The following is a 25,094-nucleotide window of genomic DNA, read 5'->3' as shown; positions in this document are numbered from 1 at the left end:
ATGGCAATCGTTAAAATGAAGCCGACCTCTGCAGGCCGTCGCGGCATGGTTCGCGTGGTAACAGAAGGTTTGCACAAAGGTGCACCTTATGCACCTCTGCTGGAAAAGAAAAATTCTACTGCCGGTCGTAACAACAATGGTCATATCACTACCCGTCATAAAGGTGGTGGCCATAAACATCATTACCGCGTTGTAGATTTCAAACGTAACAAAGACGGTATCCCTGCGAAAGTAGAGCGTATCGAATATGACCCTAACCGTACTGCATTTATCGCACTGTTGTGCTATGCAGATGGTGAGCGTCGCTACATCATTGCTCCTCGTGGTATTCAAGCAGGTGCAGTATTGGTTTCCGGTGCTGAGGCTGCTATCAAAGTGGGTAACACTCTGCCGATCCGCAATATTCCTGTTGGTACAACTATTCACTGTATCGAAATGAAACCAGGTAAAGGTGCGCAAATTGCGCGTTCTGCTGGTGCTTCTGCGGTATTGCTTGCAAAAGAAGGTGCTTACGCACAAGTTCGTTTGCGTTCTGGTGAAGTACGCAAAATTAGCGTAAATTGCCGTGCAACTATCGGTGAAGTTGGTAACGAAGAACAAAGCCTGAAAAAAATCGGTAAAGCTGGTGCTAACCGCTGGCGTGGTATTCGTCCGACCGTTCGTGGTGTTGTAATGAACCCTGTTGATCACCCACATGGTGGTGGTGAAGGCCGTACTGGTGAGGCTCGCGAACCGGTTAGCCCATGGGGTACTCCTGCTAAGGGCTACCGTACTCGTAATAACAAACGCACGGATAACATGATTGTTCGTCGTCGTTACTCAAATAAAGGTTAATTAGTATGGCTCGTTCATTAAAAAAAGGCCCATATGTAGACCTGCATTTGCTGAAAAAAGTAGATGCTGCTCGTGCAAGCAACGACAAACGCCCAATTAAAACTTGGTCACGTCGTTCTACCATTTTGCCTGATTTTATCGGTCTGACTATCGCTGTTCATAACGGTCGCACTCACGTGCCTGTGTTCATCAGCGACAATATGGTTGGTCATAAATTAGGTGAGTTCTCATTGACCCGTACCTTTAAAGGCCACTTGGCTGATAAAAAGGCTAAAAAGAAATAAGGTGAATCATGAGAGTAAGTGCACAACATAAAAACGCCCGTATTTCAGCTCAAAAAGCTCGTTTGGTGGCTGATTTGATTCGTGGTAAAGACGTTGCCCAAGCTTTGAATATCTTGGCATTCAGCCCTAAAAAAGGTGCTGAGCTGATTAAAAAAGTATTGGAATCAGCAATCGCCAATGCCGAGCACAACAATGGTGCTGACATTGACGAACTGAAAGTGGTAACTATCTTTGTTGACAAAGGCCCAAGCTTGAAACGTTTCCAAGCTCGTGCCAAAGGTCGCGGTAACCGCATCGAGAAACAAACTTGTCATATTAATGTGACAGTGGGCAACTAAGGAAAAGCTATGGGACAAAAGATTAACCCTACAGGCTTTCGCCTGGCGGTAACTAAAGACTGGGCTTCAAAATGGTTTGCTAAAAGCACCGACTTTTCTACTGTTTTGAAACAAGATATTGATGTTCGTAACTACTTGCGTAAAAAACTGGCTAATGCTTCAGTTGGTCGCGTAGTGATCGAGCGTCCTGCTAAATCTGCACGTATTACCATTCACTCTGCTCGTCCAGGTGTGGTTATTGGTAAAAAAGGTGAGGATATTGAAATCTTGAAGCGTGACTTGCAAGCTTTGATGGGTGTGCCTGTTCATGTAAATATTGAAGAGATTCGTCGTCCTGAATTGGATGCACAAATCATTGCTGATGGTATTGCCCAGCAGCTTGAAAAACGTGTTCAATTCCGTCGCGCTATGAAACGTGCAATGCAAAATGCAATGCGTTCTGGTGCTAAAGGCATCAAGATCATGACTTCAGGCCGTTTGAATGGTGCAGATATCGCTCGTAGCGAATGGTACCGTGAAGGTCGTGTGCCTTTGCATACTTTGCGTGCGAACGTAGATTATGCAACTAGCGAAGCACACACCACTTATGGTGTGCTGGGTCTGAAAGTTTGGGTTTATACAGAAGGTAATATTAAATCTTCTAAACCTGAGCATGAGAAGAAACAAAGAAAGGCAGGTGGACGTAATGCTGCAGCCAACTAGACTGAAATATCGCAAGCAACAAAAAGGTCGTAATACCGGTATTGCTACTCGCGGTAACAAAGTAAGTTTCGGTGAGTTCGGTTTGAAAGCCGTAGGCCGTGGTCGTTTGACTGCCCGCCAAATCGAAGCTGCTCGTCGTACTATGACTCGTCATATTAAACGTGGCGGTCGTATTTGGATTCGTGTATTCCCTGATAAACCAATTACTGAGAAACCTATCCAAGTTCGTATGGGTGGCGGTAAAGGTAATGTGGAATATTACATTGCTGAAGTTAAACCAGGCAAAGTATTGTACGAAATGGACGGTGTTCCTGAGTCTTTGGCTCGTGAAGCATTTGAATTGGCCGCTGCCAAATTGCCTATTCCTACAACCTTTGTAGTAAGACAGGTGGGTCAATAATGAAAGCAAATGAATTGAAAGACAAATCTATTGAGCAATTAAACACTGATTTGTTGGACTTGTTGAAAGCTCAGTTTGGCTTACGCATGCAAAATGCAACCGGTCAGTTGGGTAAATCTAGCGAGTTGAAACGTGTACGTCGCGATATTGCTCGTATTAAAACCATTTTAACTGAAAAAGGTGCTAAGTAATGAGCGAAGCTAAAAATGTTCGTACTTTGCAAGGCAAAGTGGTAAGCGACAAAATGGACAAAACTGTTACAGTATTGGTTGAGCGTAAAGTTAAACATCCTCTGTACGGTAAAATTATTCGTTTATCAACTAAAATCCATGCTCATGATGAAAACAATCAATATGGCATTGGTGATGTAGTGGTAATCGAGGAATCTCGTCCTTTGTCAAAAACCAAGTCTTGGGTTGTAAAAGAATTGGTTGAGAAAGCGCGTACTGTTTGATTTAAAACACAGTAATGTAGCTTAATAAGAAACGAAGTCTTGCAGCAAAGTTAATTTGCGTGTAAACTTCGTTTCTTATCTTCCAGCTTCTTATGGAAGTTTCTCTCCCTTCGGGATCCAAGACTGGTTTACTAGAACCGTGATGGTTTCATTTAATAAGCAGCTTAAAGTAAGGTGCGAGTTATATGAAAGTGGTAAATTAAGTTGGTTAATTTAAAGGTACTAATATGATTCAAATGCAGACCATCTTAGATGTGGCTGATAACTCTGGTGCGCGTCGCGTAATGTGCATCAAAGTATTAGGCGGATCTAAGCGTCGCTACGCTTCTGTTGGCGATATTATTAAAGTTGCAGTTAAAGATGCAGCCCCACGTGGTCGTGTCAAAAAAGGTGATGTATACAATGCGGTAGTTGTTCGTACTGCTAAGGGTGTGCGTCGTCCTGATGGTGCGTTAATTAAATTCGATAACAATGCTGCTGTGTTGTTGAATAATAAACTTGAACCTCTGGGTACTCGTATTTTTGGTCCGGTAACCCGTGAATTGCGTACTGAGCGATTTATGAAAATCGTTTCATTGGCGCCTGAAGTATTATAAGGAATAGCGCGATGAATAAAATCATTAAAGGCGATCAGGTTGTAGTGATTACTGGTAAAGATAAAGGTAAGCAAGGTCAAGTAGTTCGAGTATTGGGTGATAAAGTTGTTGTTGAGGGTGTTAATGTTGTAAAACGCCATCAAAAACCTAATCCAATGCGTGGTATTGAGGGTGGTATTATTACTAAAGAAATGCCTTTGGATATTTCTAATATTGCAATCCTGAATCCGGAAACTAATAAAGCAGACCGTGTTGGTATTAAGCTGATTGAAAATGAAGGCAAAGTTAAACGCGTTCGTTTCTTCAAATCAAATGGCTCTATCATTGGAGCATAAGGAGATAACATGGCTCGTTTGAGAGAGTTTTATAAAGATACAGTTGTTCCTGAATTGGTTAAACAATTTGGTTACAAATCAGTAATGGAAGTTCCACGTATTGAAAAAATCACCTTGAATATGGGTGTAGGTGAAGCTGTTGCTGATAAAAAAGTTATGGAGCACGCTGTTTCTGATTTAGAGAAAATTGCTGGCCAAAAACCAGTTGTTACTGTTGCTCGTAAATCTATCGCAGGTTTTAAAATCCGTGATAACTATCCAGTTGGTTGCAAAGTAACTTTGCGTCGTGATCAAATGTTTGAATTTTTAGATCGTTTGATTACTATTGCATTGCCTCGCGTACGTGACTTCCGTGGTGTAAGCGGTAAATCATTTGATGGTCGTGGCAATTACAATATGGGCGTTCGCGAGCAAATTATTTTCCCGGAAATTGAATACGATAAAATCGATGCTTTGCGTGGTTTGAATATTACTATTACAACTACTGCAAAAACTGATGAAGAAGCGAAAGCTTTGTTGTCACTGTTCAAGTTTCCGTTTAAAGGATAATCATGGCTAAGAAAGCACTTATTAATCGTGAGCTGAAACGTCAAGCATTGGCGAAAAAGTTTGCAGCTAAACGTGAGGCAATTTTCGCTGTTATTAATGATGCTAATGCGACTGAAGAAGAACGTTTTGAAGCACGTTTGAAATTTCAATCCATTCCTCGTAATGCAGCACCTGTACGTCAACGTCGTCGTTGTGCTTTAACAGGTCGTCCTCGTGGCACTTTCCGTAAATTTGGTTTGGGCCGTATTAAAATCCGTGAAATCGCTATGCGTGGCGAGATCCCTGGTGTTGTTAAAGCTAGCTGGTAATAGGAGTATAAATAATGAGTATGCATGATCCTATTTCCGATATGTTGACTCGTATTCGCAATGCGCAACGTGCTAATAAAGCAGCAGTTGCCATGCCTTCTTCTAAACTGAAATGTGCAATTGCAAAAGTTCTGAAAGAAGAAGGTTATATCGAGGATTTTGCGGTTTCTGCTGATGCAAAACCGGTATTGGAAATTCAATTGAAATACTATGCAGGTCGTCCTGTGATTGAGCAAATTAAACGTGTTTCACGTCCAGGTTTGCGTATTTACAAAGCATCAAGTGAGATCCCTAGCGTAATGAATGGTTTGGGTGTCGCTATTGTTAGTACTTCTAAAGGTGTAATGACTGATCGCAAAGCCCGTTCTGAGGGTGTTGGTGGTGAGTTGTTGTGCATCGTAGCCTAGTGGAGAAAAGTAAATGTCACGCGTCGCAAAAAACCCAGTGACTGTTCCTACTGGTGTAGAAGTAAAATTCGGAACAGATGCATTGGTTATCAAAGGTAAAAACGGTGAGTTGTCTTTTCCTTTGCATTCCGATGTTGCTATTGAACTGAACGATGGTAAATTGACTTTTGCTGCAAAAAATGACAGTAAGCAGGCTAATGCTATGTCTGGTACTGCTCGTGCATTAGTTAATAACATGGTTAAGGGTGTTTCTGAAGGTTTTGAGAAAAAACTTCAATTGATTGGTGTGGGTTATCGTGCCCAAGCTCAAGGTAAAGTTTTGAACCTGTCTTTGGGTTTCTCTCATCCAATCGTATATGAAATGCCTGAAGGTGTTTCCGTTCAAACTCCTAGCCAAACAGAAATCGTTTTGACTGGTGCAGATAAACAAGTGGTTGGCCAAGTCGCTGCTGAAATTCGTGCATTCCGTTCTCCTGAGCCTTATAAAGGTAAAGGTGTTCGTTATGTAGGTGAAGTAGTAGTGATGAAAGAAGCCAAGAAAAAATAATTGAGGTTCACTAATGGATAAACATACAACCCGACTCCGTCGTGCACGCAAAACCCGTGCGCGTATTGCGGACTTGAAAATGGTAAGATTATGTGTGTTCCGCAGCAATAATCATATTTATGCTCAAGTAATTAGTGCTGAAGGTGATAAAGTATTGGCTCAAGCCTCTACATTGGAAGCTGAAGTACGTAGTAGCCTGAAATCAGGTAGCAACGTTGAAGCAGCAGCTGTAGTTGGTAAGCGTATTGCTGAAAAAGCTAAAGCAGTGGGTGTTGAAAAAGTTGCTTTTGACCGTTCAGGTTTCCAATATCACGGTCGTGTGAAAGCTTTGGCTGAAGCTGCACGTGAAAATGGTTTAAGCTTCTAATATTTGGAGACTTTCAGATGGCAAAACATGAAATTGAAGAACGCGGTGACGGCCTGATTGAAAAGATGGTCGCAGTTAATCGCGTGACTAAAGTAGTTAAAGGTGGCCGTATCATGGCTTTCTCTGCACTGACTGTTGTTGGTGATGGTGATGGTCGCATCGGTATGGGCAAAGGTAAATCAAAAGAAGTACCAGTTGCTGTTCAAAAAGCAATGGATCAAGCTCGTCGCTCTATGATTAAAGTGCCTTTGAAAAACGGTACTATTCATCATGAGGTTATTGGTCGTCATGGTGCTACTAAGGTATTTATGCAACCTGCTAAAGAAGGTAGCGGTGTGAAAGCTGGTGGTCCAATGCGTTTAGTATTTGATGCTATGGGTATCCATAACATTTCAGCTAAAGTACATGGTTCTACTAATCCTTACAATATTGTACGCGCTACATTAGACGGTTTGTCTAAACTGTATACCCCTGCTGATATTGCTGCAAAACGTGGCTTGACAGTAGAAGATATTTTGGGAGCTAACCATGACTGAGCAAAAAAAGATTAAAGTTACATTGGTTAAGAGCCTGATCGGTACAATTGAATCTCATCGTGCATGTGCTCGTGGTTTGGGTTTGCGTCGCCGTGAACATACTGTAGAGGTTTTGGATACCCCTGAAAACCGTGGTATGATCAATAAAATCAGCTACTTGTTGAAAGTGGAGTCTTAATATGTTTTTGAATACTATTCAACCTGCTGAGGGTGCTACTCACGCTAGTCGTCGTGTAGGCCGTGGTATTGGTAGCGGCTTAGGTAAGACAGGTGGTCGTGGTCATAAAGGTCAAAAAAGCCGTTCTGGTGGCTTCCACAAGGTAGGTTTTGAAGGCGGTCAAATGCCTTTGCAACGTCGTCTGCCGAAACGTGGTTTCAAATCTTTGACTGCAGCCGCTAATGCTGAAGTTCGTTTGAGTGAATTGAATCTGATTGCTGTTAACGAGATTGATGTCTTGGTTCTTAAACAAGCTGGTCTGATTCCTGCAACTGCTTCTAATGTAAAAGTTATTGCTTCTGGTGAAATCTCAAAAGCGGTTACCTTGAAAGGTGTAAAAGCTACTAAAGGTGCTAAAGCTGCTATTGAAGCTACCGGTGGTAAAGTAGAAGAATAAGGCTTGCACTACAGTGGCTAATCAACAATCTTTATCAGGATTATCCAAATTTGGTGATCTGAAAAAACGTCTGGTGTTCCTTTTAGGTGCTTTGGTCGTTTTCCGTATTGGTGCTCATATACCGGTACCGGGCGTAGATGCTGTTGCATTAGCTAAGTTATACGAAGGCGCTGCAAACGGCATATTCGGAATGTTAAATATGTTCTCGGGTGGTTCGTTGGAGCGCTTTAGTATATTTGCAATAGGTATCATGCCTTATATTTCATCGTCGATTATTGTTCAGCTTGCTTCTGAAATTGTTCCTTCTTTAAAAGCTTTAAAGAAGGAAGGTGAGGCTGGTAGGAAAATAATTACGAAATATACTAGGTATGGGACGGTATTATTGGCTGTATTGCAAAGCTTTGGTGTTGCAACATTTGTTTATCAACAAGGTGTTGTTGTAACGAGTTCGCTTGAGTTTCATATTTCTACAGTAGTCTGTTTGGTTACAGGTACTATGTTTCTAATGTGGTTAGGGGAACAAATTACCGAGCGTGGTATTGGTAATGGTATTTCTTTAATTATTACAGCAGGCATTGTATCGGGTATCCCATCCGGTATTGTTCGGTTGTTAACTTTGACTGAACAAGGCTCTATGAGTATGTTGATGGCGGTATCAATTGTGATTGGTATTTTGCTGTTGATCTATGCTGTAGTTTATTTTGAGAGTGCTCAGCGTAAAGTTCCTGTGCATTATGCTAAAAGACAGTTTGGCTCTGGAGTGATGCCGGGACAAAGCATTCATATGCCGTTCAAGCTAAATATGGCAGGTGTTATTCCTCCTATTTTTGCTTCCAGTATTATTTTATTTCCATCTACACTTTTAGGTTGGTTTGGTTCAAATAGTACGAATTCTGTTCTTCATAAGGTTGCTGCAATGCTGCAACACGGACAGCCTTTATATATTGTATTATTTGCCACAACTATCATCTTTTTCTGCTATTTCTATACTGCTTTAGTATTTAGCCCTAAAGAGATGGCTGAAAATTTGAAGAAGAGTGGTGCATTTGTGCCAGGTATTCGCCCAGGTGAGCAAACCTCTAGATATTTGGAAAAAGTGGTACTGAGACTGACATTATTTGGTGCTTTGTACATTACTACAATCTGTCTGATACCTGAATTTTTAACGACAGCATTGAAGGTTCCTTTCTATTTAGGTGGAACATCTTTGCTTATTTTGGTTGTCGTTACAATGGATTTTAGGACGCAAATCAATTCGTATCGAATGAGTAGTCAGTATGAAGACTTGATGAGTCGTCCAGATATGAAATCTTTGTCACGTAAGTAGGCTTATGGCTAAAGAAGATACCATACAGATGCAGGGTGAAATCCTTGAGACTTTGCCCAATGCAACATTTAAAGTAAAACTGGAAAATGATCATGTAGTACTTGGTCATATATCTGGCAAAATGCGGATGCACTATATCCGTATTTCTCCAGGTGATAAGGTAACAGTTGAATTAACTCCTTATGATTTAACCCGTGCTCGGATTGTTTTCCGAGCAAGATAAACGATAAAAGGAAATAAAATGCGTGTACAACCTTCTGTAAAGAAAATTTGTCGCAATTGCAAGATTATTCGTCGTAATCGTGTAGTTCGCGTAATTTGTACTGACCCACGTCACAAACAACGTCAAGGTTAAGAAGCTAGTTTTCTTAACTATTGATTTTGTGGTATAGTGACATAATTTGCCCTAAAAAGGAAAAAATATGGCTCGTATTGCAGGGGTAAATATCCCTAATAATGCCCATATCGTAATTGGCCTTCAGGCTATTTATGGTATTGGTGCGACTCGTGCTAAATTGATTTGTGAGGCAGCAAATATTGCTCCTACTACTAAAGCAAAAGATTTGGACGAGGCTCAATTAGACGCTTTGCGTGAGCAAGTTGCTAAATATGAAGTTGAAGGTGATTTGCGTCGTGAAGTAACGATGAGCATTAAACGACTGATGGATATGGGTTGCTATCGTGGCTTCCGTCATCGTCGTGGCTTGCCTTGTCGTGGTCAACGCACTCGCACAAATGCCCGTACCCGTAAAGGTCCGCGCAAAGCGATTGCCGGTAAGAAATAAATTTTAAGGAATTTGATTAATGGCTAAAGCAAACACAGCTTCGCGTGTACGTAAAAAAGTACGTAAAACCGTAAGCGAAGGTATTGTGCACGTTCATGCATCTTTCAACAATACCATCATTACAATCACTGACCGTCAAGGCAATGCATTGTCTTGGGCTACCTCTGGCGGCGCTGGTTTTAAAGGTTCTCGTAAAAGTACACCATTTGCAGCACAAGTTGCAGCAGAAGCAGCTGGTAAAGTTGCCCAAGAGTATGGCGTTAAAAATTTAGAAGTCCGCATTAAAGGCCCTGGCCCTGGTCGCGAATCTTCTGTACGTGCTTTAAACGCTCTTGGTTTCAAGATTACCAGCATTACTGACGTTACCCCGTTGCCTCATAACGGTTGCCGTCCGCCTAAAAAACGTCGTATTTAATATTGGAGTGATTTAAAACATGGCACGTTATATTGGCCCTAAATGTAAATTAGCACGTCGCGAAGGTACGGATCTGTTTTTGAAGAGTGCACGTCGCTCTTTGGATTCAAAATGTAAAATGGATTCTGCACCTGGTCAGCACGGTGCGAAAAAACCACGTTTGTCAGACTACGGTTTGCAATTGCGTGAAAAACAAAAAATCCGTCGTATTTATGGCGTGTTAGAACGCCAATTCCGTCGTTACTTTGCGGAAGCTGATCGTCGTAAAGGTTCTACCGGTGAATTGCTGTTGCAATTGCTGGAGTCCCGTTTGGATAATGTCGTTTATCGTATGGGTTTTGGCTCTACCCGCGCTGAAGCACGTCAATTGGTTTCTCACAAAGCTATCGTCGTAAACGGTCAAGTTGTTAATATCCCTTCTTTCCAAGTTAAAGCAGGTGATGTTGTAGCTGTTCGTGAAAAAGCTAAGAAACAAGTACGTATCCAAGAAGCATTGAGCCTGGCTACTCAAATTGGCTTGCCAAGCTGGGTGTCTGTTGATGCCGACAAATTGGAAGGCGTATTCAAAAATATGCCGGATCGCTCAGAATTGTCTGGCGATATTAATGAACAGCTGGTGGTAGAGTTCTACTCTAAATAATGCTAGCTCAATGAGGGACAGTTAAATGCAAAATAGCACAACCGAATTTTTGAAACCTCGTCAAATCGATGTAGATACTTTGTCTTCCACTCGGGCCAAGGTGTCTATGCAGCCATTTGAACGTGGTTTTGGTCATACTTTAGGTAATGCTTTGCGTCGTATCTTACTGTCATCCATGAATGGCTTTGCCCCAACTGAAGTAGTTATTTCCGGCGTATTGCACGAATACTCTACTATTGATGGTGTTCAGGAGGATGTTGTTGATGTTCTCTTGAACATTAAAGGTATCGTATTCAAGCTTCACGGTCGTAACCAAGTTCAGTTGACTTTGAAAAAAACAGGTGCCGGTGCAGTTGTAGCCGGTGATATTGATTTGCCACACGATGTGGAAATTATCAATCCTGAGCATGTTATTTGCCACTTGGCTGACAATGGCCAAATTGACATGGAAATTAAAGTAGAGCAAGGTCGTGGTTATCAATCTGTTTCAGGCCGTCGCGTATTGCGTGATGAGAACAAACAGATTGGTGCGATTCAGTTGGATGCGAGCTTTTCGCCCATCAGTCGTGTTAGCTTTGAAGTTGAACCTGCACGCGTAGAGCAACGCACGGATTTGGATAAATTGGTTTTGGATATTGAAACCAATGGTTCTATTGATCCGGAAGAGGCTGTACGTAGTGCCGCACGTATCTTAATTGACCAAATGTCTATTTTTGCAGATCTGCAAGGTACTCCGGTTGAAGAGGTTGAAGAAAAAGCGCCTCCTATCGATCCTATCTTGCTGCGTCCTGTAGATGATTTGGAATTAACCGTACGTTCAGCTAATTGTCTGAAAGCTGAAGATATTTACTATATTGGCGATTTGATTCAACGTACTGAAACCGAGCTTCTCAAGACCCCTAATTTGGGTCGTAAATCTTTGAATGAGATCAAAGAAGTGTTGGCCTCTAAAGGTCTGACATTAGGTTCTAAATTAGAAGCTTGGCCGCCTGTAGGCTTAGAAAAGCCGTAAGTTTGAAGATTAAAGGATAATGACATGCGTCATCGTAATGGCAACCGCAAATTAAACCGTACTAGCAGCCACCGTGCTGCGATGCTGCGCAATATGGCGAATTCCTTGTTGACTCACGAAACCATCGTGACAACTTTGCCTAAAGCAAAAGAATTGCGCCGCGTAGTTGAGCCCTTGATTACCTTGGGCAAAAAACCTTCTTTGGCAAACCGTCGTTTGGCTTTTGACCGCACTCGCGATCGTGATGTTGTAGTTAAATTGTTTGACGAATTGGGTCCACGCTTTGCTGCTCGTAACGGCGGCTATGTTCGTGTACTGAAATACGGTTTCCGTAAAGGCGACAATGCTCCTTTGGCATTGGTTGAATTGGTTGATAAAGCAGCTGATTCTGCTGAATAAGCACATTAATATGAAAGCACTACCTGTTTAGGTGGTGCTTTTTTATTTGGATGGCCCCTTTCTCATTTCGCAGTGCTACAATAAACAGCGACTGATTATGTTGTGTCTCAGAGTTGTAGCTCCCTTTCTCATTTCGCAGTGCTACAATGGCTTTAAGGGCTTCCTCTTCGTCTTCAGAGTTGTAGCTCCCTTTCTCATTTCGCAGTGCTACAATGCGGCATATTGTTGGCAGCCTCTTTTATCAGTTGTAGCTCCCTTTCTCATTTCGCAGTGCTACAATAATTCGTTTTTCCTTGTACGGATTAAACGGGTTGTAGCTCCCTTATATATTTCGCTCCATCGAGGGGCGCAATTTTTTACACTTCTTATAGAACTTTAAGCCCCTTTAACTCTAGCCAGTGAAGGGGCTTTCTTATGTGCATCGCATTTTATACAGTCAATTCAGATAGTTTTTACAGTTTTGAAGAACAAAGAGCCGTTATCGTCCGCGTTTTCAAAGATGATGAGCTTGTAGAAACCGTTTCATTTCCTATTACAAATCCCAAACAAAAATATAAAACAGAAAAACAGGCTGAAGAGTATGGCCGTCTTGCTGTCCGTTCTATTTTGAACCAATGGGAGGCAGACGCATGAGAGCCGAAGAGAGAGCAGAAACGGCGGGGGCGTGTGGGGGCGCGCCTTGCGCGCCGCAAACGGCCACGCCGTTGAATGCCCCCCCTAGGCTAATAGGGGGGGAGCAAAAAAAACCTAATCCACAAAGTGGGGAGCAAACCGAAAAAACCGATCAAGTCGAATTTGAATATTTTTCCCAATACGTAACCGACGGAAAAGGCCGTTTGATAGAAATTCCGCTAAGACGCGGTAGGGAAGACGGCGCATTCATCGACCAGATCACATTTACGATACATGAGGAATCCATACCCAAAGTAACCCAAAAAGCCTATGTAACAGACGCAGAGTACCTCACAAAGTACAGCGAACTGCTGCAAGAGATTCTAGGCTTCGGCATCAGTGCCAAACTGCCTTACAAAGGCAAATTCTTCTATCAATCCTGTTATCAGCTCGGCCCGAAAAACGTTGAGTACGGCAAAGTTCACTACGGCGGCCAAAGAGAAACAATACTTGTAGAGTTGAACGGCACCGGATGCACCGCAGCTAAACCCGGTTGGGAAAACAGGCTTTATGAATTTCTGCAAAAGTGTGTCCGGCCAAAAATAACAAGGGTTGACGTAGCACATGATTTTTTCAATGGAGAGTACACGCCCGAGCAGGCTTTAACCGGTCACGATAACGGCCTTTTTGACTGCCACAACGTCCGCCCGAAAAGCGAATGTAAAGGCGTTTCTTGGAGACACGAAGATGGCAGCGGCAAAAGCTTCTATATCGGCAAACGCGGCAACGCCAAATACACCCGGATTTATGAAAAAGGCAAGCAGTTAGGCGATAAATCAAGCCCTTGGGTTCGATTTGAAACAGAGTTCAGAAACGGAGATATAGAAGTACCATTAGACATATTGATTCACGCCGGTGCGTATCTTGGCGGAGCGTATCCCGTCTGTGAACAGATATTCAAATGCGAAGCCAAGCGCATGGATTCAACGGTTAAAGAGGTCAATCTCACGTTTGAACACAAACAATTTTACGCAAGGCAGCAAGTCGGCAAATGGGTCAATTTTTTAAAAGATATCGGTTGGTCGGCTGAAGAAATCGTCAAAGATTTGACTAAAGGCATTGAAGGCTATCCCAAAGGTCTCCAGCCAGAAGAGTACGACAGCAGCACAGCCAGCGCTTTTTATATCCATGAAGAGCAAAAAGCCATAAACGACCTGAATATCGAAGTCTTAGATTTTGAATTAAATCAGGCAGTGCAATACGAGTATCCGCAAGACATGCAGAAACAGCATGAGCGCGATTTTGACAAAGAGCAGTATCAAATATCAGATCAGTTAGAAGACTGGAAATATTTATAAAACCAAAGAAAGGCTATAACCATGTTTGATCAAGTACAAGTAACCACATACCCCGCCACGCTCCTGGGCGCTAAACAGTTTAAAGGCGAGATTGACGGCAACAAAATCGACACCTGTACCGTACTTGTCGCCAGCCCCATGCCCGCCAACGGCAATAGCGTAGGCTTTACCGCTGCCAGCATGAAATTTGGCGAAAGCCACAATTTCGATCGGCTGAAAAACCTCAAATTCCCCTGTTCCGTAAATGTAACCGTCTCAATGGAATCTACCGGCAAAGGCTTAGTACCCAAGCTGCTTGATTTTGAAGTGAAAGGCGTGGCGCCCAAAGCCTAAGGCAGAAAGGCCGAAATATGAGCAGGTATCAGCAAAAATTTATCGTTCAGGAACTGGAAAACTATGAATTCATCTGCCCCGATCAGTTTGGCGACATCGGATTTACCCAAAATCTGAAAGAAGCCGGACAGTATGAAAGCTATGAAGACGCATTCAATGCCGGATTAGAAGAGATTGGCGGACATTTTCAGGTTTTCAGCTTCTATATCAGAGAAGAATAAAAGTTAACAGGCTCGGCGGGCGGTCTGTCAAACCTTCACATAGCCCGCAACAATCAAGGAATAATTATGAACAGAAATAAATTACCCCTATCATTTAAATTAAGTTTGGTTGGGTTGGTTTTTTTCCTACTGGTTTTAATTGTATCGGTTTGGTACCTGTACGGTTAAAAGACTTGCGGTCAGTCTAAAAACAACCGCATCACTTTTTTATAAACCTTTATTGAAAGGAAAACGCTATGAAACTTTTAAACGTAGCAAAAAAATATGGCAATAAAGTTATTGCTGCAACAGCCCTGACAACCGCTTCCGCCCTGGCTGCTGCCGAAGGCGTCGATTTGTCCGGTATTGGTACTACTGCTGCTGCAGAAATTGCAAAATTTGCCGTAATGGTATCTGCGATTGGTGCTGCCGTTTTGTCGGTTATCGTGTTGATGCAAGGCTTTCGCATGGCCTTTAGCATGGTTAAAACGGCTAAATAACTGAAAGGGTAGGACATGGGGTATCGCGTCGGATTGCAATGCTTTTTATCGAACGAAGAAGCGCATGATTATGTGTTGTCTCAAGTCCTACCTACCGTAACGGCGGATGGCAAATTTGTCCGACCTTACAAAAACGGCAAAGACTGGTATTTGAACGAGCAGAAAATCAATTTGAGTTTTCCGCAATGTGACATAGCAGAACAAATACAATTCGGCGTATTGGTCGGCGCGCCGTTCATAGTCTTATTGGTGCTTGTATTCGGTATCAGGATGATAAAACGGTTGATTGAATCAGTTACGGAGAATAAAGGGGGTGGAGATGATTGACTTTTGGTTTTTATACGGATTCGGCGCGGTCTGTTTGGCATCGCTGATATTTTTTTGATATTCAAAAAGGGTATAATCCCGACTTTCTGTAACCGTTACGAAAGTTAGGATTATGTTAGAAAAGAATGAAAAGGATTTTTTCTATATAACTGAATTTGAATTAGATGAATTATCTAAATTCTATTTAGAAAAACCTTTATCTTTTGTATTTTATTCATATTTAGAAGAAACTGGATATTTGAAAAAATTCTCTTTAGATAAATGTCAGAATTTTTTTAATAGAATAAATTTCAATAAGGCATGTTTTGAAGTTTTATTTAAAGATAATTCAGTTTTCACTATTGGAAATGGTGAAATAAATGTTACGGGTTTTGACAATAATTTTTCTATTAGGTTTGAGCTTTGAATCTTTTGCTGGTGATTTGCAAGTTAGAAACGGTAAATTAGCCTATCCTTTGACTGAAAAATTTAATGAAAATGGTTTCAGACCTTGGAAAATTATTGGTGGTGGAATTGATCAAGAGTATCAGTCTAGATTCGACAAATCACTTCATGTTCGCGAAGCCTCTACCGGTCTCCGTTCCGCCTCAACTGTACCCGTAACGATAGAAGCCCAAGTATCTCGAAAAGCCGTCCTTTCAGGCGCATTTCGCCTGGTAAAAGCAGGTGCAAAACTTGCTTTAAAAGCTGCTCCTTATGTTGGTGCTGCTTCATATGCTTATGATGCCTATCAGGCCGTTAATCCGTCTCTTGAATCTGCTGGATATGAATACAATGATGTAAGCAACGAGTATTTAAAAGTTTATAAAGATGCTTTATGTACGATTGATAAAGATTCCTGTGTAGGCGTTGATACATCTGTTATGCGTGCATTAAGTAAAGGTGGCGTTAGTGAAAAACAAGCTCAACAATTATTAGTAATGCAAGTTGAATCAGAATTTAAAAAGTATTTTGATAATGTCATAAAACCTAATGAACCAGGTATTTATTTTATAAATTGTTTTTGGCTCGATGGAGTAGCCTGTGAAACTAGTAAACAATCTCGATATGGTTATTATTTTCAAAATAGAGCTTTAACAAAAATTTTAGAAGAGGATGAATTTTTAAATATTGCCACTTCTATAATTGACGGAAATCCTACCCCTTTTGTAGAAGGTACGGGCAAACCTGAATATAAAGAAAATATCAAAGTCCCTGCCGGTACAGTTGTAACCATTGGCCCTGTCACTCCCGAAAATGGCAAGCCGGTGCAAATTACCATTACTTTCGGTCAAGATTCAAACGGCAAAACAAACGCAACGGTAATCACAACCCCGCGTCCCGACCTCACACCGGGCAGCCCTGCAGCTCCTAAAACCAACTCAACACCTACACCGGGAGAAAATGGCAAGCCTGGCTCTCAACCAGACCCAACGCCTGACGGTAGCCCGTCCGATAAGCCAAAACCAGATCCTGACGACAGCCCTAGCGGCAAAGACAATCCAAAACCCGACGATAAGCCCGACCCTGACAGCAAAGACGATCCAAAAAAAGATGAAGGACCTAAAGAGGATGACAAGCCCAAAGAAGACGGAGGTTTGCTTTGTAAAGTGTTTCCGAATATTTTGGCCTGCGACGAATTGCCCGAAAAAGAAGAACCTGATTTAGAGATTCCCGAAGAACAAATAGATTTGAACTTCACACCTGACAATACTTTTAGAGAGTATGGCGAATGCCCTGCTCCGGTAACGTTTCAGGCATTGGGTGCTGAATACAGAATCAGTCTTGAGCCTGCGTGTAATTTAGCTGCCATGATTAGACCCTTTATTATCGCTATGGCTTGGCTGGTGGCTTCGTTCTTCGTGTCTAGAGTTGTCAGAAATAACGCATAGGGGGATTTATGAAATTTTTAGCTGCTCTTGCTCCATATTTGATAAATCATGTTGTCAAATACATTCTGACTGCTTTAGGGGTGTCTATTATTACTTATGTTGGTTTTGATGCCCTTATGAGCAATCTTAAAAATCAGTTTATAAGCAGTATGGGCGCAGTTCCCGCCGGAGCGATCCAAATTTTTTACATTGCAGGTGGCGGCGTTGTTCTGAACATCATGTTCGGAATGCTCGCTTTTGTCGTTACGTTTAAAACTCTGTCTAAATTAAGCTTTGGCAAGAAAGGATAAAGATGGCCGCCATTACCCTGATAACAGGAAAACCAAGAATCGGCAAAACCGCCTTTGCCGTCGAACTGCTTATGTTTGATGACTATTATAAAGGCCGTAAAATCTTCTCCAACATCAACGGCCTTTTGATAGACCATCATCAACCGCCGGAAGGTCATAGCTGGGAAGACATGTATGAATGGCTGAAATGGAAAGAGAATATCGGCTCAGTTGTCATTTATGACGAAGTGCAATATTTGTTTCCGACACGTTCCAGCGGTTCAAAAATGCCTGAAAACGTCGCCTTTTTGAACATTCACGGCCATTACGGTATCGACATGATACTAATCACACAATCGCCCAAGCTGCTTGACGTGAATCTGCGCGAAGTCGTGAACAAGCATATCCATATAGCTGCAAACAAAATGGGCGGACTGACAAGGCTTGAATGGAACGAAGTAGCTTTAAACCCGACACAGCAATCAAGAAACGCCTTGTCCAGTTCGCATAAAATTAGGGAAGAGGTTCTTGAATACTACAAATCTGCAGAAGTGCATACCGCCCATTCGCACGTCAAATCAAGGTGGTATTACATCATAATCGCCATGTTGTTTATCCTGCCGTGTATCTTAGGTTTGGTCGGATTCATGGGCTATAAGATGTATCAGGGTTATAAAGAAAAAGCAGGAATAACGGCAAAGGCCGAAGCAGCAAAAGAAGATACAGGTTTCAAAAATCCGCTTGACCCTGAAAACCAAAAAGAAATGATGCCGCAAAGTGGAATTCAGGGGCAAAACCTCAAACCTGAAGATTTTGTCCCTGTTCTTGCCGAAAAGCCCGAAAGTAAACCCATCTATAACGGCGTCCGACAAGTTAAAACATTTGAGTACCCCGTCGGCTGTGTTGATGGTGGCAAAAGCGGATGTACCTGCTATTCATCGCAAGGTACACCGCTGAAAGAAATCACTAAGGCAATGTGCAAAGACTACGCCCATAATGGCCTGCCGTTTAATCCCTACAAAGAGTCCGACCACAGCTCAAACCAAGCGCAGACAGCGCCATCCGCGTCGGATACTAGCGCAGGCGTGCAAGTCGCATCACTAGGCGGCCAAAGCCCTCAAAACCTTATGTATGACGGATATGTAGAAGCAGGCGCAAAGTTCACACCGCAAAGCGGCGCGGTAGTCGAATCCGCGCAATGACAAAGGCTGTCTGAAACCAGTTCAGACGGCCTTTAAATAAAAGCTGCTTGATTCCTTTAAAAAGCGCGGCGTAAAAACCTATCTAAAGAGCAGAAACCTAAATCCCGCGATTTTTAAAGGAAGCAAGTAGCAATGGCCGCGCGGCAGAGCGCAATTTTAGAAAAGAAAGAATAGAAAAGCAAAGAGATTGAAACATCTGATATACTCAAAACGTCAGCGGTCTAGCTAACCCTGACAACATCCGCCGAGCCTGAAAGTTCCCGAATCATCAAGATTGGGAGAAAGATAAGGACGGCGGATTTTTTCATATTTAATTTGAGTAGCATCAAAGGCCAAGAGCCTGCATAGTAAGGGAAAAAATATGAGAAATACCGTAGGACTCGACATATCCGCAGAAACATTTGACGCAGTCGCATTAATAGACGGCCAAACGGCCTATAAGAAGTTCCAAAACAACCAAGACGGCATAGAAAGCCTGAAAAATTGGATAAACGGCCAAAGTATCGAAGACGGCCAAAACATTTACATCATCATGGAAGCCACCGGCAACTACTACGAAGCCGTCGCCGACAACCTCGCCGATGATTACCATGTTTCCGTTATCAATCCCCTAAAAATCAAACGGTATGCCGATTACCGTTTTAATCGAACAAAAACCGACAAACAAGACGCAAAACTAATAGCAGAATTTGGTCAAAACGCCCTAGCAAAAGACCTACCCAAGCACAAAAGGCCGTCTGAAAACATCCAAAGCCTCAAACGCCTGTTGAGCCTGCAAAACCAACTGAAAGAACAGCTGACAGCACAAAAAAACAGGCTGAAAGCAGCAAAAGACAGCTTTGTACAACAAATCCACCAAAAGCAGATAGACGAACTCAACCAGCATCTGCAAGACGTGGACGGCCAAATCAAACAAACGGCCAAAGCAGACAAAGCCATTCAAGAAACCGCCAAACGCCTACAAACCATCCCATCAGTCGGCCAAACAACGGCTATATACCTAACCGTTCATCTCCTTACCGCACATTTCAAAAACGCCAACCACTTTACAGCATTCGCTGGCATGAGCCCGCAACAGAAAAAATCAGGGACAAGCGTCAACGGCAAAGAAAAGCTGACAAGGTATGGCAACAGAAAACTACGCGGCGCCCTCTTCATGGCCGCCATGGTAGCCATGCGTCAAAATTACTTTCCCGACTTCACCAAAAGACTGCAAAAAGCCAAAAAGCCCAAGATGGTTATTATCTGCGCCCTGATGAGAAAACTACTCGTCATTGCCTATCATCTGCACAAAAACCAAACCGACTTCGATCCGAGTCGGTACAAACAAGCGTAAAGAGCCTTAACAAAAACGCAAAAGCTACGCGGATAATCGTAAAATATTCGCGCGGCCAATTGCATTCTGTAAAAATTGCAAAACTAAATAAACAGGAAAAACAATAATATACAAAAATGACAGTAAATTACTATTGCATGTTAAAGTAGCATCTTTCTCATTTCGCAGTGCTACAATAAGATAAATTTACTGTTTCTGTCTTGGCATGTTGTAGCTCCCTTTCTCATTTCGCAGTGCTACAATCAGGGATACCGTGAATAAATATTTTACGGCGTTGTAGCTCCCTTTCTCATTTCGCAGTGCTACAATGCAAACAGGCGATATTGTTGACCGCAAAGAGTTGTAGCTCCCTTTCTCATTTCGCAGTGCTACAATAGAGCAACTCGTGATAAGCGGTCAGCAGTCAGTTGTAGCTCCCTTTCTCATTTCGCAGTGCTACAATATCGTGGTACACCCGAACTTGCCTGCCGGTAGTTGTAGCTCCCTTTCTCATTTCGCAGTGCTACAATATAGCAGACGCGTTCTGCTCGGCGATAGCCGTTGTAGCTCCCTTTCTCATTTCGCAGTGCTACAATACTTCGATGGGAAATCCTTATTCTATAAGGGTTTCCCGTTTTATTTTGTCTAATAAAATGAGCTTAAAATAATAATAGTTGGTCGGAATTTACCCTTTTTTCTTGGGTTTTCAGCTCTCCCAACAGCAGTTTCATGGTGGCATATTGCTTTTCTGTTACTTCCAAACAGCGGATTGAACCTTCTTGCGGTAGGTTTGCACATAGCCTATTGTGGTGTTTTTGTAACGAGTCTCGACCTTTGACAATACGGCTGTATACAGAAAGTTGGAGCATTTGGTATCCATCTTTTAATAGAAACTGGCGGAATTGATTGGCGGCTTTGCGCTTTGCCGTTGTGGTGACCGGTAGGTCGAAGAAGACGATAATCCTCATAAATTTGGCCTCACTCATATTGGTATTCTTTCAATGGCAAGATTTCAGGCAGTTTCAGCTGTTTGGCGTTTTTATCGGTTACGCTGGCTTGAAATGAGGAAATCATTTTGTCTATGGCAGCCAAGGTGCTGAAATGTTGTCGTTTGATACAGATTTGACAGTGAAGGGTCTTGATAAGGTTTTGTTTGAGATTGGAGGTCAGATCAGTTTTCAGACGGCCTTGTTCATGCAAATGTATAACGACCAGGTCGGCCAATGGGCGTAAGGGTTCGATAAAGTCATCGGCGAGGTTGAATGGATTTAGTTCGCTTCTATGAAACAAGCCTAATGCAGGCAACCATCCATATAAAGTCAGGGCGCGTGCAACTGCTGCACGGAGTACGGCGTAGGTGTAGTTCAATGCGGCATTGACGGCATTGTTGTCATTGCGAGTAAACTTTTCTCCAAAGAGGGCTTGGAAGTAGAGGGCGGCAGCTTGGGCTTCACGGTTTCCTGTATCGCCCGAACGGACTTCGACTGCCAAAGTGCGCAGCCGTTTGGCGGCAAGATCATTGCCTGTTTCGTCTGCGACAAATGCTTGATTTAGGATTTTTTGGCGGATGATATGTTGCCAGAGTTGCTTTTTTAAGGGTTCGCTTATATTCAGCTGCAGCTTGAGGATTTTAAGTTGGCGGTGATATTGGGCATAAGGCAGCCATTGTCCGCAGGGTAGGAACTGTTCGTCACATGTCAGCAGGGTTGAGCCATGTTCGGCTAAGGCTGATAGGAGCGGGGCAGTAATCAGGGTTTCGCGGTTTTCGATGATGATAACGGCGATGTCTTCTAATGGTACGGTATGGGACTCGCCGTTTTGTTGAATCAGCAGTTGCCGGCATTGCAAGGATAGTTTGCCGCCATTTTGAATGAGCAGGCTGCGCCAAGTCATGTTTTTCCCCTTATTTTGATATAAAAAATCCCTGCTTCAGGCCGTCTGAAACAGGGATAGATTAATTTAGCAGACAGGCGGGCGTTTTTTCAGACGGCATGGTCTGATTTCTTTGCCCAGTTCATCGATTTGGTATTTTTGCATCAATACAAGATTTTGGGTACTAATACGGAATTGCTGTTCTTTAGAGCCTTTATCATGCCAAGCTAAATAGAATCGTCCATTAGAGCTATCACAGTTGATATAGTAGGCGAATTCTACTTTAGATTTTTCATCTTTCTGAAAAGCAATCAGATCATACTTATGCAAGCTAAAACAGAATGTATAGCTATCATCAATCCGGTATCCTTTACAATCAATATCGGGAAGAATGTTTTCAGCAACCTGCCAAGCATAGATGGGAACAATAAAATACTGATTTTTTCCTTTCTTATCCACTTTACAGAACACATCAACACGTACCATGTCTCCATTATCTGCAATGGTATAAGCATTTTTTTTGTTTAATAAGACTCCGCTCTCTTGGGTTTTTTCGACCCTCACAGCTTTAACCAGTTGTCCCCCCTTTTTATAAAACGGATTGTCCTTAGGGTCAAATGCTTGTTTAGCATTACCTCCATATGCCCCTAAACGTGCCTTAAGAGCCTCATATAATTCAATCTCCCTACCATTTTTATAATTAACCATATTTTCAAGGTCGGCCAACTTGATTTCGGTTAACCATACTCGTTTAACACTAATTTTTTCATTATGTTTAACAAATCGTTTAGCAGATCTCAAAGTATCTTTATGTGCACCGCTCATCTTCCGATTGGGCGCGCGTGAAACAAACAGTGGCGTAACGTATTCATGTACGGCTTCGGGGCGAGATGATAATTTTTCGGCAAGCAACGCGCGCAGTTTTTCTGGGGTATCGGCTTCTTCAAATTCGGGTTTGCCGTCCGGTTTGCCGAAGACGCGAAGCATGACTTCTTGTGCGAAAAATTCCCAAGGTTGCGGGAAGTGTGTTTTTTGATGCAGCACTTCTCCTGTTTCTTTATCTATGGTTTTCCCGTCAAACGCGTTCATCTCTTTATGGTGTACAAAATGGGTAATTTTCTGCTGCATGGCAACGGTTGAGCAGGCAACGACGACGGCGTCCAAGGCGTGATGGCGGTCGTTTTCCGCACGCACTTTGCGTAATCCCCAAAAGCCGCGCAACAGATTGGTAATTTGTCCGTTGGATGCAAAGACACGTCTTTTCCCTTTACCTGTCAGCCGCATACGGTCAGCAATAAATTGGCACAGGAAACGGTTGACGTAGCGCGTATCGTTCAGATTGCGTTCTTTAAAGCCGTCTTCGTCGAATTTTTGCAGCAGAATCCGTTGTTTTTTACTGCGAGGAAAACGGCTGGTTTCAACACGCGCTTTAAATTCCTGCCATTCGCGGCTGTTGTCTTTGCCGTTGAAGTATTCGTAAGGGGTTTGGTTGCTTTTGTTTTGGTTTTCGCTGCCCAATACCAGCACTTTATTGTTGAAACTATCGTCCCATGTGCGCGAGAACGGCAGGGCATGGTCGATTTCGACATAGCCTTTTTCGTTCAGACGGCCTAGGTTGATTTCTTTGCCCGAATACAGGCATTTGCCGTGTTGTTGCTCGTACAGGCGCAGTTTCAGAATATCTTTGGATTTGGGTTCGCCGACAAAATTGGGGAAATACTCTCGGAATTTAGCGGCGGCTTTTTCCCGGTCTTTACGGTTTTCTTCTTGGCGTTTTTCGATTTCTTTGCGGTCTTTAAACGATTTGCCTACTTCCCTTGCCGTTTCAATATGGATACGCGCAGGGGAGCCGTAACGGCGTACAACGGCGTTAATGACCTTACGTGCTTGAGATAAGGCGCGCAAGACGACGGGGTTGCGGATTTCGTCGGCAGGGATGGGCGGCAGATAAATCTTTTCTTCCGTATTCTTCTTGCCATAATGGTCTCCGTAGATTTCGGCGCAGGCTTCATCGTAACGTTTGCCTTGCTCCATTAGAGGCACAATTCGGCGCAATGCTTTCAAGGAAATTTGGACGAACTTGTCGAAGTTGATGTGTTTCAACAGCGCTTCTAAGATTTCGGGCTGAACACGGTCTTTCAGACGGCCTGTAATGTCTTCATCGGTTTTGAATAGGGAGAATGCCATGCCGATTTCATCTTGTAATTCGGGAGAAAGGTTTAATGGGGATTTTTTGTCTTTCAATCCTTCTTTTTCCAGCGCACGGCTGATGGCATGGTAGGCCTTTATTTCCATCAATGTTGAGGTTTCGGCATTGTCTTTACCATAGTGTAATCCTTTGAAAAAGGCGGTATCTTCTAAACCCAGTAGCTTACGGGCTTGTGCGTAAGTCAGTTTCTTTTTATACGGCTGATTTATAAGTATGGTGCGTTCGGTATCGGTCAATGGCCGCTCGCTGCCTTGCTCTAAAATACGCAGGTTGTTCAGCTTGGTCAGCCAGATGAAACGTTCGGCTGTGTAGGTGTTTTTAGCGGCTTTCGGCTCTGTCGGTTCGAAGGTGCAATGCCCCAACATTTTTTGAATGGCATCGCCGGACAGAGCAGGGCGTTGCGCCATCAGCAGGGTTTCAATACCTTCTTTAAGGCCGTCTGAAACATGCGGATTGCCGAATTCTTTTTGTTTTTCAAACAGCAAAACCAGCTCCACCTGTAAATCTTCGCGGCTGAACGTATGCGAATAATCGCCGCGCTGGTTGCGGATATGGCCGCTTTCTTTTTCAAATTTATTTAAAGCCAATTCGGCCGGAGTGCGGAAATTGCCTGTCTTTAAGGCTTGAGTGTTACTCTTCATACCTGCACGCAAAGCCCCAAGCTCCTTATCGGCAGTTTGCTCTTCATTTTTCCGTTTCGACAAATAGCCGCGATGTTTGATTAAATGCAACAAGACTGCCGACCACTCCAAAGGCGTCAGTTTGCGGTCTAATGCGGCTGCGCGAAGTTGCCATGGTGTATTCGGTAAGGATTTAATCAAGCCGTTTTCATCAAAATCGGCAGCCTGTAATACGCCCTCGCGTTTCAATAGGCGACGGGCCCGAAGCAGGCGGTGGGCGCGACGGCGGGTCAGGCGGCGGACGCTGCGTGCTAAGCGTCTTACCGCTGCGAGAGAGTCGCCTGTTTTTGGTACTTCGGCCCGCTCAAATACGCGCACGCCCAAATCAATCAGGCGTATGGGGTTTTCTTCTTCGTCAATTTCTACCATCGCCCAGCCGACGGATGCGATGCCGATATCGAGGCCGAGGACGTAGTTGATTGGATTGGGTTTGAATGTAGCCATCAGTTTCTCCGTAATATGATGTTTGGTAAGTATAAATATATCCTAGGTAAGTA

General features: G+C 43.0%; 39 protein-coding genes and 1 CRISPR repeat array. Of the genes, 36 read left to right on the top strand and 3 right to left on the bottom strand.

The genetic code is table 11. The features are described 5' to 3' along the window. The 36 genes from rplB to ACTHSN_RS07815 all read left to right on the top strand — a co-directional run bounded on the left by rplB (nucleotide 1) and on the right by ACTHSN_RS07815 (nucleotide 19,857). On the top strand, nucleotides 1–834 hold the full coding sequence (rplB, locus tag ACTHSN_RS07990; protein WP_003684813.1) for a 50S ribosomal protein L2: 834 nt from the start codon (nucleotides 1–3) through the stop codon (nucleotides 832–834). Nucleotides 835–839: 5 nt separating this feature from the next. After that, nucleotides 840–1,118, top strand: coding sequence for a 30S ribosomal protein S19 (rpsS, locus tag ACTHSN_RS07985; protein WP_002215422.1), 279 nt, complete (start codon nucleotides 840–842; stop codon nucleotides 1,116–1,118). An 8-nt stretch (nucleotides 1,119–1,126) separates the two neighbouring features. Then, nucleotides 1,127–1,456: a 50S ribosomal protein L22 gene (gene rplV / locus ACTHSN_RS07980; RefSeq protein ID WP_003749277.1), complete on the top strand. Its 330-nt coding sequence runs from the start codon at nucleotides 1,127–1,129 to the stop codon at nucleotides 1,454–1,456. A gap of 9 nt (nucleotides 1,457–1,465) precedes the next feature. Beyond that, complete coding sequence (gene rpsC / locus ACTHSN_RS07975; protein WP_003684753.1) at nucleotides 1,466–2,158, top strand: 30S ribosomal protein S3; 693 nt, start codon at nucleotides 1,466–1,468, stop codon at nucleotides 2,156–2,158. Further along, complete coding sequence (gene rplP, locus ACTHSN_RS07970) at nucleotides 2,142–2,558, top strand: 50S ribosomal protein L16 (protein WP_003684741.1); 417 nt, start codon at nucleotides 2,142–2,144, stop codon at nucleotides 2,556–2,558. The genes rpsC and rplP overlap by 17 nt, the downstream gene beginning before the upstream one ends. Beyond that, nucleotides 2,558–2,749 carry a 50S ribosomal protein L29 gene (gene rpmC / locus ACTHSN_RS07965; RefSeq protein WP_070461286.1) on the top strand — a complete coding sequence of 64 codons (192 nt, stop codon included), beginning with the start codon at nucleotides 2,558–2,560 and terminating at the stop codon, nucleotides 2,747–2,749. The genes rplP and rpmC overlap by 1 nt, the downstream gene beginning before the upstream one ends. Further along, nucleotides 2,749–3,012, top strand: a complete 264-nt coding sequence (rpsQ, locus tag ACTHSN_RS07960; RefSeq protein ID WP_003684766.1) for a 30S ribosomal protein S17 — start codon at nucleotides 2,749–2,751, stop codon at nucleotides 3,010–3,012. The genes rpmC and rpsQ overlap by 1 nt, the downstream gene beginning before the upstream one ends. Before the next feature lie 227 nt (nucleotides 3,013–3,239). Further along, the gene (rplN, locus tag ACTHSN_RS07955; RefSeq protein WP_002215434.1) at nucleotides 3,240–3,608 is read left to right on the top strand and encodes a 50S ribosomal protein L14; all 369 of its coding nucleotides are present in this window, start codon (nucleotides 3,240–3,242) and stop codon (nucleotides 3,606–3,608) included. An 11-nt stretch (nucleotides 3,609–3,619) separates the two neighbouring features. Continuing rightward, nucleotides 3,620–3,943 carry a 50S ribosomal protein L24 gene (gene rplX / locus ACTHSN_RS07950; RefSeq protein WP_003684754.1) on the top strand — a complete coding sequence of 108 codons (324 nt, stop codon included), beginning with the start codon at nucleotides 3,620–3,622 and terminating at the stop codon, nucleotides 3,941–3,943. A 9-nt stretch (nucleotides 3,944–3,952) separates the two neighbouring features. Then, entirely contained in the window at nucleotides 3,953–4,492 is a 540-nt protein-coding gene (gene rplE / locus ACTHSN_RS07945) for a 50S ribosomal protein L5 (RefSeq protein ID WP_003684750.1), read from the top strand. Between the two features lie 2 nt (nucleotides 4,493–4,494). Further along, complete coding sequence (gene rpsN / locus ACTHSN_RS07940) at nucleotides 4,495–4,800, top strand: 30S ribosomal protein S14 (RefSeq protein ID WP_003684736.1); 306 nt, start codon at nucleotides 4,495–4,497, stop codon at nucleotides 4,798–4,800. Between the two features lie 14 nt (nucleotides 4,801–4,814). Further along, nucleotides 4,815–5,207, top strand: coding sequence for a 30S ribosomal protein S8 (gene rpsH / locus ACTHSN_RS07935; RefSeq protein WP_003684738.1), 393 nt, complete (start codon nucleotides 4,815–4,817; stop codon nucleotides 5,205–5,207). A 13-nt stretch (nucleotides 5,208–5,220) separates the two neighbouring features. Next, complete coding sequence (gene rplF, locus ACTHSN_RS07930) at nucleotides 5,221–5,754, top strand: 50S ribosomal protein L6 (RefSeq protein ID WP_070461285.1); 534 nt, start codon at nucleotides 5,221–5,223, stop codon at nucleotides 5,752–5,754. 13 nt (nucleotides 5,755–5,767) lie between these two features. Beyond that, a complete protein-coding gene (gene rplR, locus ACTHSN_RS07925; RefSeq protein WP_003749287.1) occupies nucleotides 5,768–6,121 on the top strand; it encodes a 50S ribosomal protein L18 in 354 nt (117 codons plus the stop codon). A 17-nt stretch (nucleotides 6,122–6,138) separates the two neighbouring features. Further along, on the top strand, nucleotides 6,139–6,657 hold the full coding sequence (gene rpsE / locus ACTHSN_RS07920; protein WP_003684704.1) for a 30S ribosomal protein S5: 519 nt from the start codon (nucleotides 6,139–6,141) through the stop codon (nucleotides 6,655–6,657). Further along, nucleotides 6,650–6,835: a 50S ribosomal protein L30 gene (rpmD, locus tag ACTHSN_RS07915; protein ID WP_003684808.1), complete on the top strand. Its 186-nt coding sequence runs from the start codon at nucleotides 6,650–6,652 to the stop codon at nucleotides 6,833–6,835. Before rpsE ends, rpmD begins: the two co-directional genes overlap by 8 nt. 1 nt (nucleotide 6,836) lies before the next feature. Further along, the gene (gene rplO, locus ACTHSN_RS07910) at nucleotides 6,837–7,271 is read left to right on the top strand and encodes a 50S ribosomal protein L15 (protein ID WP_070461284.1); all 435 of its coding nucleotides are present in this window, start codon (nucleotides 6,837–6,839) and stop codon (nucleotides 7,269–7,271) included. Between the two features lie 13 nt (nucleotides 7,272–7,284). Beyond that, nucleotides 7,285–8,598: a preprotein translocase subunit SecY gene (gene secY, locus ACTHSN_RS07905; RefSeq protein ID WP_070461283.1), complete on the top strand. Its 1,314-nt coding sequence runs from the start codon at nucleotides 7,285–7,287 to the stop codon at nucleotides 8,596–8,598. Nucleotides 8,599–8,602: 4 nt separating this feature from the next. After that, on the top strand, nucleotides 8,603–8,821 hold the full coding sequence (gene infA / locus ACTHSN_RS07900) for a translation initiation factor IF-1 (RefSeq protein ID WP_003684714.1): 219 nt from the start codon (nucleotides 8,603–8,605) through the stop codon (nucleotides 8,819–8,821). An 18-nt stretch (nucleotides 8,822–8,839) separates the two neighbouring features. Further along, on the top strand, nucleotides 8,840–8,953 hold the full coding sequence (rpmJ, locus tag ACTHSN_RS07895) for a 50S ribosomal protein L36 (protein ID WP_003697674.1): 114 nt from the start codon (nucleotides 8,840–8,842) through the stop codon (nucleotides 8,951–8,953). 67 nt (nucleotides 8,954–9,020) lie between these two features. Next, nucleotides 9,021–9,383, top strand: a complete 363-nt coding sequence (gene rpsM / locus ACTHSN_RS07890) for a 30S ribosomal protein S13 (RefSeq protein WP_003749295.1) — start codon at nucleotides 9,021–9,023, stop codon at nucleotides 9,381–9,383. Between the two features lie 19 nt (nucleotides 9,384–9,402). Beyond that, complete coding sequence (gene rpsK, locus ACTHSN_RS07885; RefSeq protein WP_002216249.1) at nucleotides 9,403–9,798, top strand: 30S ribosomal protein S11; 396 nt, start codon at nucleotides 9,403–9,405, stop codon at nucleotides 9,796–9,798. A 19-nt stretch (nucleotides 9,799–9,817) separates the two neighbouring features. After that, complete coding sequence (gene rpsD, locus ACTHSN_RS07880; protein ID WP_003749296.1) at nucleotides 9,818–10,438, top strand: 30S ribosomal protein S4; 621 nt, start codon at nucleotides 9,818–9,820, stop codon at nucleotides 10,436–10,438. 25 nt (nucleotides 10,439–10,463) lie between these two features. Continuing rightward, entirely contained in the window at nucleotides 10,464–11,450 is a 987-nt protein-coding gene (locus ACTHSN_RS07875; protein WP_003684706.1) for a DNA-directed RNA polymerase subunit alpha, read from the top strand. A 24-nt stretch (nucleotides 11,451–11,474) separates the two neighbouring features. Beyond that, on the top strand, nucleotides 11,475–11,849 hold the full coding sequence (gene rplQ / locus ACTHSN_RS07870; RefSeq protein WP_003684792.1) for a 50S ribosomal protein L17: 375 nt from the start codon (nucleotides 11,475–11,477) through the stop codon (nucleotides 11,847–11,849). Nucleotides 11,850–12,263: 414 nt separating this feature from the next. Beyond that, entirely contained in the window at nucleotides 12,264–12,482 is a 219-nt protein-coding gene (locus ACTHSN_RS07865) for a hypothetical protein (RefSeq protein WP_070461282.1), read from the top strand. Further along, on the top strand, nucleotides 12,479–13,819 hold the full coding sequence (locus ACTHSN_RS07860; RefSeq protein ID WP_070461281.1) for a replication initiation factor domain-containing protein: 1,341 nt from the start codon (nucleotides 12,479–12,481) through the stop codon (nucleotides 13,817–13,819). Before ACTHSN_RS07865 ends, ACTHSN_RS07860 begins: the two co-directional genes overlap by 4 nt. Before the next feature lie 21 nt (nucleotides 13,820–13,840). Continuing rightward, nucleotides 13,841–14,152 carry a hypothetical protein gene (locus ACTHSN_RS07855; RefSeq protein WP_070461280.1) on the top strand — a complete coding sequence of 104 codons (312 nt, stop codon included), beginning with the start codon at nucleotides 13,841–13,843 and terminating at the stop codon, nucleotides 14,150–14,152. Between the two features lie 17 nt (nucleotides 14,153–14,169). Beyond that, a complete protein-coding gene (locus ACTHSN_RS07850) occupies nucleotides 14,170–14,373 on the top strand; it encodes a hypothetical protein (RefSeq protein ID WP_070461279.1) in 204 nt (67 codons plus the stop codon). Nucleotides 14,374–14,609: 236 nt separating this feature from the next. Further along, nucleotides 14,610–14,852, top strand: coding sequence for a hypothetical protein (locus tag ACTHSN_RS07845; RefSeq protein ID WP_070461278.1), 243 nt, complete (start codon nucleotides 14,610–14,612; stop codon nucleotides 14,850–14,852). 15 nt (nucleotides 14,853–14,867) lie between these two features. Next, nucleotides 14,868–15,179, top strand: a complete 312-nt coding sequence (locus ACTHSN_RS07840; RefSeq protein ID WP_070461277.1) for a hypothetical protein — start codon at nucleotides 14,868–14,870, stop codon at nucleotides 15,177–15,179. Between the two features lie 112 nt (nucleotides 15,180–15,291). Beyond that, complete coding sequence (locus tag ACTHSN_RS07835) at nucleotides 15,292–15,585, top strand: hypothetical protein (RefSeq protein WP_063068744.1); 294 nt, start codon at nucleotides 15,292–15,294, stop codon at nucleotides 15,583–15,585. Then, nucleotides 15,539–17,050 (top strand): IgG-binding virulence factor TspB family protein, encoded by a 1,512-nt coding sequence (locus tag ACTHSN_RS07830; protein ID WP_083290054.1) that lies wholly within the window; start codon nucleotides 15,539–15,541, stop codon nucleotides 17,048–17,050. Before ACTHSN_RS07835 ends, ACTHSN_RS07830 begins: the two co-directional genes overlap by 47 nt. Before the next feature lie 8 nt (nucleotides 17,051–17,058). Next, on the top strand, nucleotides 17,059–17,340 hold the full coding sequence (locus ACTHSN_RS07825) for a DUF2523 family protein (protein WP_070461276.1): 282 nt from the start codon (nucleotides 17,059–17,061) through the stop codon (nucleotides 17,338–17,340). Nucleotides 17,341–17,342: 2 nt separating this feature from the next. After that, the gene (locus ACTHSN_RS07820) at nucleotides 17,343–18,521 is read left to right on the top strand and encodes a zonular occludens toxin domain-containing protein (RefSeq protein ID WP_070461275.1); all 1,179 of its coding nucleotides are present in this window, start codon (nucleotides 17,343–17,345) and stop codon (nucleotides 18,519–18,521) included. A 361-nt stretch (nucleotides 18,522–18,882) separates the two neighbouring features. Next, complete coding sequence (locus tag ACTHSN_RS07815) at nucleotides 18,883–19,857, top strand: IS110 family transposase (protein ID WP_070461274.1); 975 nt, start codon at nucleotides 18,883–18,885, stop codon at nucleotides 19,855–19,857. A gap of 207 nt (nucleotides 19,858–20,064) precedes the next feature. After that, nucleotides 20,065–20,432: direct repeats of the CRISPR family, unit length 36 nt; unit sequence GTTGTAGCTCCCTTTCTCATTTCGCAGTGCTACAAT. Between the two features lie 63 nt (nucleotides 20,433–20,495). On the opposite strand, the gene cas2 is transcribed toward ACTHSN_RS07815, so the two are convergent. The 3 genes from cas2 to cas9 form a co-directional block, all read right to left on the bottom strand. Beyond that, nucleotides 20,496–20,822, bottom strand: a complete 327-nt coding sequence (cas2, locus tag ACTHSN_RS07810) for a CRISPR-associated endonuclease Cas2 (RefSeq protein WP_070461273.1) — start codon at nucleotides 20,820–20,822, stop codon at nucleotides 20,496–20,498. Then, nucleotides 20,815–21,729: a type II CRISPR-associated endonuclease Cas1 gene (cas1, locus tag ACTHSN_RS07805; RefSeq protein WP_070461272.1), complete on the bottom strand. Its 915-nt coding sequence runs from the start codon at nucleotides 21,727–21,729 to the stop codon at nucleotides 20,815–20,817. Before cas1 ends, cas2 begins: the two co-directional genes overlap by 8 nt. A gap of 66 nt (nucleotides 21,730–21,795) precedes the next feature. After that, complete coding sequence (cas9, locus tag ACTHSN_RS07800) at nucleotides 21,796–25,041, bottom strand: type II CRISPR RNA-guided endonuclease Cas9 (RefSeq protein ID WP_070461271.1); 3,246 nt, start codon at nucleotides 25,039–25,041, stop codon at nucleotides 21,796–21,798. Nucleotides 25,042–25,094 lie beyond the last annotated feature (53 nt).

The sequence above is a fragment of the Neisseria sp. P0009.S010 genome (assembly GCF_051958545.1).
GTDB classification, from domain to species: Bacteria; Pseudomonadota; Gammaproteobacteria; order Burkholderiales; family Neisseriaceae; genus Neisseria; species Neisseria subflava_A.
The sequence above is the reverse complement of the archived record's forward strand: the minus strand, read 5'-3'. Positions and strand labels throughout refer to the sequence as shown.